At 70.4% G+C, this 11,627-nt stretch carries 8 protein-coding genes, 1 tRNA gene and 1 pseudogene; 5 read left to right on the top strand and 5 right to left on the bottom strand.

Features of this window, described 5'->3' with window-relative positions:
- Positions 1-130: 130 nt before the first annotated feature.
- Positions 131-943 (bottom strand): class III extradiol ring-cleavage dioxygenase, encoded by an 813-nt coding sequence (locus tag ABZ656_RS51990; protein WP_180362459.1) that lies wholly within the window; start codon positions 941-943, stop codon positions 131-133.
- A gap of 126 nt (positions 944-1,069) precedes the next feature.
- Between ABZ656_RS51990 and ABZ656_RS51985 the strand changes: the two genes are divergently transcribed.
- Positions 1,070-1,579 carry a MarR family transcriptional regulator gene (locus ABZ656_RS51985; protein ID WP_101408031.1) on the top strand — a complete coding sequence of 170 codons (510 nt, stop codon included), beginning with the start codon at positions 1,070-1,072 and terminating at the stop codon, positions 1,577-1,579.
- A gap of 183 nt (positions 1,580-1,762) precedes the next feature.
- Here the strand turns inward: ABZ656_RS51985 and ABZ656_RS51980 are convergent, their stop codons facing one another.
- Positions 1,763-3,313 carry an MFS transporter gene (locus tag ABZ656_RS51980; RefSeq protein WP_180362458.1) on the bottom strand — a complete coding sequence of 517 codons (1,551 nt, stop codon included), beginning with the start codon at positions 3,311-3,313 and terminating at the stop codon, positions 1,763-1,765.
- 159 nt (positions 3,314-3,472) lie between these two features.
- Positions 3,473-4,117 (bottom strand): TetR/AcrR family transcriptional regulator, encoded by a 645-nt coding sequence (locus ABZ656_RS51975; RefSeq protein WP_101404529.1) that lies wholly within the window; start codon positions 4,115-4,117, stop codon positions 3,473-3,475.
- A 698-nt stretch (positions 4,118-4,815) separates the two neighbouring features.
- Between ABZ656_RS51975 and ABZ656_RS51970 the strand changes: the two genes are divergently transcribed.
- Both ABZ656_RS51970 and ABZ656_RS51965 read left to right on the top strand, forming a co-directional pair.
- Entirely contained in the window at positions 4,816-6,099 is a 1,284-nt protein-coding gene (locus ABZ656_RS51970; protein ID WP_101404528.1) for a M6 family metalloprotease domain-containing protein, read from the top strand.
- Positions 6,100-6,227: 128 nt separating this feature from the next.
- Complete coding sequence (locus ABZ656_RS51965; RefSeq protein ID WP_360278938.1) at positions 6,228-8,129, top strand: IclR family transcriptional regulator C-terminal domain-containing protein; 1,902 nt, start codon at positions 6,228-6,230, stop codon at positions 8,127-8,129.
- 119 nt (positions 8,130-8,248) lie between these two features.
- Here the strand turns inward: ABZ656_RS51965 and ABZ656_RS51960 are convergent, their stop codons facing one another.
- Entirely contained in the window at positions 8,249-9,961 is a 1,713-nt protein-coding gene (locus tag ABZ656_RS51960) for an MFS transporter (protein ID WP_360278935.1), read from the bottom strand.
- A gap of 174 nt (positions 9,962-10,135) precedes the next feature.
- On the opposite strand from ABZ656_RS51960, the gene ABZ656_RS51955 reads away from it, so the two are divergent.
- Together ABZ656_RS51955 and ABZ656_RS51950 are read left to right on the top strand one after the other, a co-directional pair.
- Positions 10,136-10,885 (top strand): TetR/AcrR family transcriptional regulator C-terminal domain-containing protein, encoded by a 750-nt coding sequence (locus tag ABZ656_RS51955; protein WP_101404525.1) that lies wholly within the window; start codon positions 10,136-10,138, stop codon positions 10,883-10,885.
- A 68-nt stretch (positions 10,886-10,953) separates the two neighbouring features.
- Positions 10,954-11,026, top strand: a tRNA-Arg gene (locus ABZ656_RS51950).
- Between the two features lie 71 nt (positions 11,027-11,097).
- Here the strand turns inward: ABZ656_RS51950 and ABZ656_RS51945 are convergent.
- Positions 11,098-11,326 (bottom strand): annotated as a pseudogene (locus ABZ656_RS51945) (tyrosine-type recombinase/integrase); the annotation flags it as partial.
- Positions 11,327-11,627 lie beyond the last annotated feature (301 nt).

The following is an 11,627-nucleotide window of genomic DNA, read 5'->3' as shown; positions in this document are numbered from 1 at the left end:
CGAGGGCCTGTGCCCGGCACGCCGAGAGCACGCACCTGACGCCGCAGGGCCCGCCCTCCGGGCGGACGACGGGAATTTGACGACAGGACCTAGCGGAAGGACCTCCGGATCAGCCCGAAGGACCTCCGGATCAGCCGAACTGCACCGACCGCTTGGCCAGCCCCAGCCAGAACCCGTCGATCACCGACCGCTGCTCGTCCAGTTCGCCCGTGGCGTCCGCCGCGCCCATCGTCACGAAGAGCGGAGCGAAGTGCTCGGTACGGGGGTGGGCCAGCAGGCCGGCCGGGGACTTGTGGCCGAAGTCGAGCAGGGCGTCCCAGTCACGGGCGTCCAGGGCGCGGTGGCCCCAGTCGTCGAACTCGACCGACCAGGAGGGAATGCCGCCCTGGCGCAGCGCGGCCAGATTGTGGGTGAAGAAGCCGGAGCCCACGATCAGGACGCCCTCGTCGCGCAGCGGCGCCAGCTTGCGTCCGATCTCCATCAGCTTCACCGGATCGAGGGTCGGCATGGAGATCTGCAGGACAGGGATGTCGGCGTCGGGGAACATCTCGACGAGAGGAACGTAGGCGCCGTGGTCGAGGCCGCGGTCCGGGATGTCCTGGACGGGAACGCCGGGGGCGCGCAGCAGCTTCCGTACGGACTCGGCGAGTCGGGGGGCGCCGGGAGCCGCGTACCGGACCTGGTAGTAGTGCTCGGGGAAACCCCAGAAGTCGTAGACGAGCGGTACGGTCCGGACCGCGCCGAGGGCCAGCGGGGCCTCCTCCCAGTGGGCGGAGACCATCAGGATCGCCTTGGGGCGGGGCAGTTCGGCGGACCAGGCGGCCAGCTCGCCGGGCCAGATCGGGTCGTCGGCGAGCGGCGGCGCGCCATGACTGAGGTAGAGGGCGGGCATGCGCTCCTGCGGCGCACGCCCCTCGGTGACGGCAGACGTGGCGACAGACATGGCGGCTACTCCCTCCGGGGGGGCATCGTAAGACCGATTGAAAGTTATTTGAAGTCTCAAGCTTCCAAGCAGAACGATACTCCCGATTTGTTTAACATTCAAGAAGGGGCTCGTACAGTGGAGTCCATGAACACGGCATCCGCTTCCGCTGAAGAGCCGCGCTGGCTCACCGACGAGGAACAGCGCACCTGGCGTGCGTACATGAACGCCGCCACCCTCCTCGAGGACCATCTCGACCGTCAGCTGCAGCGGGACGCGGGCATGCCGCACGTCTACTACGGTCTGCTCGTCCAGCTCGTCGAGGCGCCGCGCAGAAGGCTGCGGATGACCGAGCTGGCCATGAACGCGAAGATCACCCGCTCGCGCCTCTCGCACGCGATCGCCCGCCTGGAGAAGAACGGGTGGGTGCGCCGCGAGGACTGCCCCTCCGACAAGCGGGGCCAGTTCGCCGTCCTCACCGACGCCGGTTACGAGGTGCTGAGCAAGGCCGCGCCGGGCCATGTCGAGGCCGTACGGCAGGCCTTCTTCGACCGGATCACGCCCGAACAGCACAAAGCCCTCGGCGAGGCCATGCGGATCATCGCCGAGGGGCTGCAGCCGAAGGACGCGGGCGCGGACCTGCCCTGGCTGCGTTGACGGATTGACGGGTCGGCGGTTGGCGGTCGGCAGGGGGTGGACGCGGGTCCGCCCCGGCTCCGATGAACTCGGAACCGGGGCGGACCCTGGGAATCGTACGGGCGAGGCGTCCCCACCCCGCGCCCGTACGCGAAGCACCTGAAGCATCGGAGGTACCAGCGGCGGTACGGGCGGTACGGGTGATCAGTGGGCGATCACCGGCACCTTGACCTCGTCCTCGGCACCGTCGCCCGCGCCGGAGGCCCCGGACATGTCCGGGCGGCCGGTGTTGACGAGGGTCGCGGCGATCGTGGCCGCGACCACCAGGATGCCGACGGCGAACCAGATGGCGTTGGTGTAGCCGTTCACCATGCCCTGCAGCTGGACGAGCTGCTGCTGCGGCTTGGAGGCGGCACCGGCGATGTGGTCCTTGATGTACGAGGTGGTCGCCGAGGCGGCGATCGTGTTCAGCAGGGCCGTACCGATCGCGCCGCCCACCTGCTGCGAGGTGTTGACCATCGCGGAGGCGACACCGGCGTCCTTCGGCTGGACACCGTACGTGGCCAGGGACATGGCGGGCATGAACGCCGAACCCATACCGAGGCCGAGCAGCAGCTGGGCCGGGAGCAGCAGACCCGCGTAGGAGGAGTTGATCTCCATCTGGGTCAGCAGCAGCATGCCCACGGCGGCCAGGGCGAAGCCCGGTGCCATCAGCAGCCGCGGCGGGACGCGGGTCATCAGACGGGCGCCGATCTGGGTGGAGCCCGTGATCATGCCCGCGATCATCGGCAGGAAGGCGAAGCCGGTCTTGACCGGCGAGTAGCCCTTCACGATCTGCAGGTAGTAGGTCAGGAAGAGGAACAGACCGAACATCGCGATGATCGCGAGGCCGAGCGAGAGGTAGACACCGCCGCGGTTGCGCTCGGTGATGACGCGCAGAGGCAGCAGCGGGGCCTTGACCTTGGACTCCGTGAAGACGAAGGCCGCGAGCAGCACCGCCGAGGCGACGAACAGGCCGATGGTGGTGGAGTCGCTCCAGCCGTCGGACTCGGCACGGGTGAAGCCGTAGACCAGGGAGACCAGGCCCAGGGTGGAGAGGACGACACCGGGGATGTCGAGCGGCGAGCGGTTGCGGCCGCCGGCCGGCTCACGGATGACGAAGTACGCACCCAGGGCGGCGATGATCGCGAACGGGATGTTCACGAAGAACGTCCAGCGCCAGTTCAGGTACTCGGTGAGGAAACCGCCGAGGATCAGGCCGACGGCGCCACCGCCACCGGCGATCGCACCGTAGATGCCGAACGCCTTGGCGCGCTCCTTGGCGTCGGTGAACATCACCGCGAGCAGCGAGAGCGCGGCGGGGGCCAGGAGGGCACCGAAGGCGCCCTGCAGGGCGCGGGCGCCGAGCAGCATCGCCTCGCTCTGCGCGGCGCCGCCGATGGCGGAGGCGCCCGCGAAGCCGATCAGACCGGTGACGAAGGTGCGCTTGCGGCCCCACAGGTCGGCGATACGGCCGCCGAAGAGCAGCAGACCGCCGAAGGCGAGGGCGTAGGCCGTGATGACCCACTGACGGTTGCCGTCCGATATCCCCAGGTCCTGCTGGGCGGAGGGCAGCGCGATGTTCACGATGGTCGCGTCGAGGACGACCATCAGCTGGGCGAGCGCGATGAACGCGAGCGCTTTCCAGCGGTTGCTGTGTGCGTCGGCGAGTTCGGCCGCCGACTTCGCCGAGGCTGAGGTGCCTGTTTCAGACATGGGGATACCCACTCCGGTACTTCGCAGTGAAAAAGGTGAGGGAAGGTCACGGGAGCCGGCGGCTCGTCGTCGTCGACGGCCGCAAGCTTCCGGAAGCTTGTCGGACTAAGGACTGGCGCGGTGCGCCGATCTCATCGGTCGGGCTGGTCTGGCTGCTGGTCAGGCTGTTCGCAGATCCTCCACGGTGGCCGCCACTCCGGGCAGTACGGAGCGGGCCGGTGCCCGCAGACCGTCCAGGAACAGCTGCAGATGACGGTGCACGAAGCGGTCGATGCCCTGGCACGCGGTGCCGGGCAGCGGCCGGGTGAGCTGACTGACGGCGATCATCACGTCGCCGGACTCGACGTCGGAACGCAACTGCCCGGCCTCACGGGCGCGCCCCATCAGCGCCTCGATCATCTCCGTGGTCCGCTCGCGTGCGGCGAACAGATCCGGATGGTGCTGATCGAAGGCTTCGGAGAGCATGGGGCACAGGGCGCCGATCCGCTCGTCCGCCGCGAAGTGCACGAATTCGCTCAGCGCCCGGAAGGCGTCGCCGCCCTCGGCGAGAGCCGACTCGATCCACTCCGACGTGCGGTCCATGACCGAGCAGACGACCTCCCGCGCGAGCGCGTCGCGGTCCGGGAAGTTGCGGTACACCGTGGCGTTGCCGACACCGGCGCGGCGGGCGATCTCGTCGAACGGCACGTCGGGGCCGAACTCGACGAACATCTCACGCGCGGCGGCGACGATCCGCTCCCGGTTGCGCAGGGCATCGGCGCGGGGCCGGGGCACGCGACGCTTCACGGGGGTGGCGGTCTCCACGGCGTACTCCTCAGACGTAGGTACAGGAAGACTGTGGCGCGATCCGGGGAATCCGTCCCCGTTTCGCTCGGACACATGGCTAAACGGGGAAACCGTCCCCGGTTATTTCCCGCATTCCCAGAGATCTGATGTGACCTGCGTCACTCGATATCGGGGGTGGTGCGCTGCCGGGCGTCAGGCGTGGCGGGCGGCCAGGAGTCAGGCGTCAGGCGTCAGGCGTCAGCCGTCAGGCGTCAGCCGTCAGGCGTCAGGCGTCAGGCGTCAGCCGTCAGGCGTCAGCCGTCAGGCGTCAGGCGTCAGCCGTCAGGCGTGGTGCGCGGCCCGGAGCCCGGCATCCAGCACGGCGGGCGGCCCGGAGCCCGGCATCCAGCGCGGCCCGGAGCCTGGCGCGGCGGGCGGTTCGACGTCCGCCGTAACTCCAGGCCGAGCCATCTGGCCAGGCTCCCGGCGCAGGATCCTGCGCGGCGCGGCCGAGCATCCGGCGCGGCCCACAGCTCGGCATCAGCGGCTCGGCATCCGCGCCTGAGCGTCCGCCCCGGCCCCTGGTCAAACCTCTGGCGCGGCTCCCGTCACCCCTGTCCCGGCAAGAAACCCACGTTCGGGCGCTTCCAGCGCGCGCCCCCGCGCCCCCCGTCACAGGGTGATCGCACAGGGTGCAGCCGGTGACCAGGCGGCTGCCGTGAGCGAAGGGCCCATGCATGCAGCCGATGCAGCCCACCAGCCGCCGGATACGCTCGCGCCGCGTGGCCGCCCTCGCCACAGTGACCCTTCTGACGCTGACGGTCAGCACCTCCGCCGGCCCCGGTCACCTCCCGGCGGGCTCCACGACGGCGGGCTCCATCGCGCTGGCCCGCTCCACGGCGCTCGGTCCCTGCATGATCAGCGGCGCGATGGGCGTACAGATGGGAGAGGGCATACCGACCCAACCCGGGTACGCCCGCTCCACCGGCACCGTCCGAGCCCTCACCCTGATGGTCGACTTCTCCGACGCGCCCGGCCCGGGCAGCGCACTCGACCGGCTCGCCGAGTTCTTCCCGCAGACCCAGAACTGGTTTCGCATCAGTTCCTACGGCCGCCTCGACTACCGCCCCGAGACCCCCATCCACCACTGGCTGCGCATGCCGAAGCCCTTCAAGGCGTACGGCATAGAACGCGGCGCCCCCTTCGACCCCGGCTACCGCGATCTGGTCCAGGACATAGTGGCCACGGCCGACCCCGAGGTGGACTTCCGCTCGTACGACCTCCTGAACGTGCTGGTGACGCCGAACGCCGGGCCCTCCGCCCTGGACACCGTCCTGTCCGTCACCTTCGCCGGCAACGCCGAGGCACCCATCGCCGACGGCGTCCCCGTCTCCAACGCGTCCTTCGTCTACAGCCGCCAGGACGACGGCTCCGGCTCCTACGCCGAGACCGGCTACCGGGTACTCCCCCACGAGAACGGCCACACCTTCGGCCTGCCCGACCTCTACACCCCGGAGGGCGGAGGCGCGGTCGGCCACTGGGACATCATGAGCGAGGACTGGGGAGCCGACAACGACCTCCTCGGCTGGCACAAGTGGAAGCTGGGCTGGCTCGACGAGTCGCAGGTCAGATGCGCCGCGTCGCCCGGGACGAAGGAGTACACCCTCACCCCGCTGTCCCGGCCCGGCGGCGAGAAGCTGGTCTTCGTACCCACCAGTACCAAGACCGGCTACGCCTTCGAACTGCGTACCCACGACGGCAACGACGCCGCCGTCTGCCGCCCCGGCATCCTCATCTACAAGGTCGACGCGGGCGTGGACACCGGAAACGGCCCCATCACCGTCTACGACTCCAAGCGCCACAGCGGCGGCTGCACCCGCAGCCCCAACGTCCACGCGGAACTCTCCGACGCCCCCTTCGCCCCCGGCGAGTCCTTCAAGGACCCCAAGACCGGCATCACGATCTCGGTCACGGCGACGGATCCCAACGGTGACTACCGGGTGTCCGTCACACGCCACTGACCGGTCTCTCCCCCGCCGCTCCCGGCCTCCGACCTGCTGACCTGCCCGTGCAAGGACTACGGTGTCTGTTCTGAGTCTCTTCGGAGATCCGCGACTGCGTCTCTTCAGAGATCCACAACGGAGAGCCCATGCCATCGAACGTCGCACCGGCCCCCGGGACCGGCACCAGCAGCGCCGCGGGCGCCGAGGCCGCGGTACCCGCCGAGGCCGTCACCCCTCTCATCCGCGGTATCGCCGTACTGCGGCGGCTGACCGACGCCGGCGGGGTGTCCAGCCTCAGCGGTCTGGAGCGGTCCACCGGACTCGCGCGCTCCACCGTCGACCGGATCACCGCGACCCTGGCGCGCCGGGGGTACGTACGCCTGGACGGCCGCGACGCCGTCCTGGCCCCCCGTCTGATGGAACTCGGTAACGCCTACCTGGCCGCCCTGCGCCTGCCCCGCCTCCTCGACGCGCACGCCGACGCCCTCGCCGACGAGCTCGACGAGTCCGTCTCGCTCGCGGTCGGCGACCAGGACGGCATCCGCTTCATCCACCAGGCGACCCGGCGCCGCGCCATGTCGCTGAGCTTCCGCATCGGCGACCTGCTGCCCGCCGAACGCACCGCCCCCGGCCCGCTGTTCGCCACCGAGTGGGGCGAACGGGAGTGGGCGCGGTGGCACGAGCGGCGCGCGGCCGACCCGGAGGACCGGGGATTCCCGGCAGTCCCGGCACGAAGCCGGCCGATCGAGTACGGCGAGGACGACCGGAACGGCGAGAAGGACAGGAGCGGCGCGAACCGCACGAACGGCAAAAACGGCAGAGACCTTGTGGACGGGAAGGACCTTGCGGGCGGGAGGGAACTCAGGGTCGGCAAGGACCTCACAGTCGGCAAGGGCCGCACTGCGGGCGGGCCGGAGGAGCCGGACGCCGGCCGAAGCGCACGTCGGCTCCCCACCCTCGGCGACGACTTCGAGGAGCGTACGGCCGAGGCGCGGGAGGCCGGCTGGGCGCTGGACGACCAGTTGATCGAACCGGGCCTGGTCGCCCTCTCCCTGCCCGTACGGGAGGCGGGCCGTATCGCCTGTGTGGTGAGCGTGGTCAGCCACACCAGCCGGCACACCGCGGCCGATCTGCGCGACACCGTGCTGCCCCGGCTGCGGGAGGCCGTCGCCGCGATGGAACGGGAACTGCGCGAGGCACAGCACGCCGAATCCGACGCACCCCGCCCCACCGCCGCCCCCTCCGGCCTCGCCGTCTGGACCGGCGCCTCCAAGCAGGAACTGGGCCGGGAGTTCATCGAGTCGCTGGCCCGGGGCCTCACCGTCATCACCGCCTTCGGCGAGGGCCGCGCCGAACTGAACCTCACCGAGGTCGCCCAGGCCACCGGGCTCGCCCGGGCGACCGCCCGCCGCGCCCTGATCACCCTGGAACACCTCGGATACGTCACCGCGCACGACCGCGTCTTCCGCCTCACCCCCCGCGTGCTGGGCCTCGGCTTCCCTCCCCTGTCGCGGACCTCGCTCGCCGAGATCGCCGCCCCGCACCTCACCGAACTCTCGCAGCGGCTGCACGACTCGGTGTCGCTGGCGATCCTGACCGGCGACGAGATCCAGTACACCGGCCGCGTCTCCACCAGCCGCGTCATGAGCGTCCACATCACCATCGGCACCCGCCTGCCCGCGTACCCCACCGCGCTGGGCCGGGTGATGCTGGCGGACCTGCCCGAGCCGCCGCTCACCGAACTGCTCCCGTTGACCCCCCGCACGATCACGGACCCCGCTCGGCTGAAGGCCGTCCTGGACCGCGTACGGGAAGAGGGATACGCCCTGGTCGACGAGGAGTTGGAGGTGGGGCTGCGCTCGGTCGCGGTGCCGGTGCGCGAGCGCGGTGGGCGGGTCGTGGCCGCCGTCAATGTCGCGATGCACAGCAGCCGCCGTACGCCCGAGGAGTGCGTCGCCGAGGTGCTGCCGGAGTTGCGGGACACGGTGGGGCGGATCGAGGAGGACCTGTGGGTGGCGGGACGGTTTCGCCGGGTACCGCGGACGTGACGCATGGGCGCGTACCCCTTCTGTGACGACCGTTTGAGCACGTGAACGCCCGTGTCCGGGCCACGGGGAGGTGGTCCGGACACGGGCGGGAGCATGTGCAGGGGGAGTGACCCTGGGCGTCAGTGGGTGACCCCCGCGAGCCCGGTCTCCGCGGCCTCGGACCCACCCTCGTCCGACGCGGCCTCGGACCCACCCTCGTCCGACGCAGCCTCGCACGCACCCTCGTCCGACGCGGCCTCGGACCCACCCTCGTCCGACGCGGCCTCGCACGCACCCTCGTCCGACGCGGCCTCGCACGCACCCTCGTCCGACGCGGCCTCGCACGCACCCTCGTCCGACGCGGCCTCGCACGCACCCTCGTCCGGGGCTCCGGTGGGCCTGCCGTCCCGCATCAGGAAGACGGCGAGGACGGCCGCGACCAGGACTCCCGCCCCGCCCGCCAGGAAGCTCGCCGACATCGCGCTGGTGAAGGCGTCGTAGGCGGAGGCGAGGAGGGACTTGTCGCCGGTGCGGGCGGCGACGACGAGGGCGTCGCCGATCGAGTGGCGGGCGGCGGCCGGGGCGGCGGCGGGCATGTGGCCGGTGAAGGTGCTGGAGAGGACCGCGCCGAGGACGGCGACACCGAGCGCGGCGCCGGCCTGCTGGACGGTGTCGTTGAGCGCGGAGCCCACACCGGCGTGCTCGTCCGGGATCGCGCCCATCATGGCCGCCATCGCCGCGGGCATCGTCAGCCCGCCACCGGCGCCCATGAGGCACATGGCACCGGCGAGCACTCCCCACCCACTCTCCGGGTTCAGCGTGGACAGCAGCCCGAACCCGGAGGCGATGACGAGGAGTCCGAAGACCGCCATGGCGCGGTTGCCGGTCTTCGGCAGCAGGGCGGCGCCGACGCTGTTGAAGGCGAGGGTCGCGAGGGCCAGCGGGGTGAAGGCGAGACCGGTCTGGGTGGCGGAGTAGCCGAGGACGAACTGCAGGTACTGGGTCAGCACCAGCATCAGGCCGCCCTGGGCCAGGGTCAGCAGTACGAGGGAGAAGCTGGCGCCGGTGAAGACACGGTTGCGGTAGAGCGAGACCGGGATCATCGGCGAGGAGCAGCGGCTCTCCCACACCCCGAACCCGACCAGCCCGAGCACCGCGACGCCGAGCGAGAACTGCGTGCCCTGCTGGTCCAGCCCGCCCTTGGGGAACTCGATGATCGTCCAGATGAGCGCGGTCATGCCGACCATCGACAGCACCATGCCGATCGGGTCGGCCTTGCGCCAGGGCCCCTTGGACTCGGGCATGAGGACCAGCGCGGCGATGATCGCGAGACCGGCGATGGGAATGTTGAGGAGGAAGACGACCCCCCACCAGAAGTGGGCCAGCAGCGCGCCGCCGACGACCGGACCACCGACGAGCCCGACCATGGCGACGGCGCTCCAGGCGGCGATGGCCTTGGGCCGCTCGGCGTCGTCGAAGACGGTGATCAGGATCGACAGCGTGCTGGGCATGATCAGCGCGCCCCCGACACCCATCAGCACCCGCCCCAGGATCAGCGCCCCGGGCGTGGCGGCCTCCATGGCCACCACCGAGGCCGCCCCGAAGAGCGCGAGCCCGATGACCATCACCTTCCGCCGCCCGAACTTGTCGGAGAGGCTGCCCGCGGTCAGCAGCAGCCCGGCGAAGACCAGCATGTACGAGTCGAGGATCCACTGAAGGTCCTGGGCACTGGCCTTGAGGTCCTCGGCGATCGTCGGGATCGCCACGGTGAGAACCATGTTGTCGACGACCAGCACCAGGGTGCTGAGGCACAACACGATCAGGATGAGCCAGCGGCGCGGATGACGGTCCATCTCACTACCTCTCGAACGGCGGGCCGAGTCGCACACACCGTGCGCTCCGTGGAACACCGTACGGCGATGCGCACACTGTACGCAAGAGAGAACGCCGTACGCAAACATCGCCGCCCGTACGCACCCTGCGCATGCTGTGCGCTACGGTGGCCGGACCGGAAGAGAGGAAGCCGAATGTCCCCCCAGAAGCAGGCCGAAGCGGAGCCGCCGCCGCCCGTCCAGTCGGTGTGGACCCGCCCCCGGGCCGGCCGCGAACAGCCGGCGCTGAGCCGGGACCAGATCGTCGCCGAGGCGCTACGCCTGCTCGACTCCGACGGCATCGACGCCCTGAGCATGCGCAAGCTCGGCACCCGCCTCGGCGCCGGAGCCACCTCGCTCTACCGGCACGTGGCCAACAAGGACGAGCTCATCGAGCTGGCCATCGACGAGATCTACGGCGAAATCGAAATCCCCCGGTCCACCGACCCCTCGACCTGGCGTACGGACGCGACCCTCTGCGCCCAGAGCCTGCGCGCGACGATGCTGCGCCACCCGTGGATCGCCTCGGTGCTCGGCGAGATGGGCATGTCGTACCTCGGCCCGAACGCGATGCGCCTGGCCGAGTTCCTGCTCGCCCTCTTCACCCGCGCGGGCCTGCCCACGACCGAGGCCGACCAGGCCGCCTCGACCCTCGTCGCCTACGTCACCGGCATGGCCACCAGCGAGGCCGCCTACCTCAACGTCCTCGCCCGCAGCGGCCACACCGAACAGCAGTACGTGGAGAGCCTCTGGCCCACCGCCGAACAGGCCGCCGAGTCCTACCCCCACCTCCGCGAGGGCTACGCCGAACAACGCGGCAAGGATCCCCGCACCGCCCGCGACGAGAATTTCCGGTACGGCCTCGACCGCGTCCTGGACGGCCTGGAAACCCGAATCACCCACTGACCGAACGCCAGAACCCCCACCCCACCGAATCCGCTACGCTAGTCGCCGGGTCTCACCGAGATCCCCCCGCCTTCGTAGCTCAGGGGATAGAGCACCGCTCTCCTAAAGCGGGTGTCGCAGGTTCGAATCCTGCCGGGGGCACAAGGGCAAAGGCCCCGGACCGATCATGGTCCGGGGCCTTTGACATCCACAGCTGACATCAGCGAGCACGGTCACTGACGACCGGGACGCCTTCTGAGCAGCCGATCCATGTGACTCATGGCCTCGCGCTGCGTGTCCTGCACGACGTGCGTGTAGACGTCCATGGTGATGCTGATCTGCGAGTGCCCGAGGATCTCCATCACGACGCGGGGCGCGACTCCGGCCGCCGCAAAGAGGGTGGCTGTCCCGTGGCCGGCATCGTGCAGTCGGGATCACACGGACGCTGGCCGACCCGGCGACGCCCCCTAGCGCTGGCGACCCGCGAGATCTGACCCGCGGGACCGAATTCCACCCGCAGTCTCGACGGCGGGGACATCTACCCGCAGACTCATCACGGCGGCCAATCTGCGCTCGGATCTCGACACTCCGAGAGTCGAAGGAAGCCGCACCTAAACGTCCTGGTACCAGCGGACTCCAACAGGCCGGACCAGTAGGCGACTAGCAAGCTAGTGCCGCGGCAGGCAACGTTTGCCCGTCAAGGAGCGGCGTCCGGTGCGTGCTCCCGGCGTGCCGGCCGGAAGTCCTCGTACTGGACGTACTT

This window comes from Streptomyces sp. NPDC007095 (assembly GCF_040634475.1).
Classification (GTDB): Bacteria; Actinomycetota; Actinomycetes; order Streptomycetales; family Streptomycetaceae; genus Streptomyces.
The sequence above is the reverse complement of the archived record's forward strand: the minus strand, read 5'-3'. Positions and strand labels throughout refer to the sequence as shown.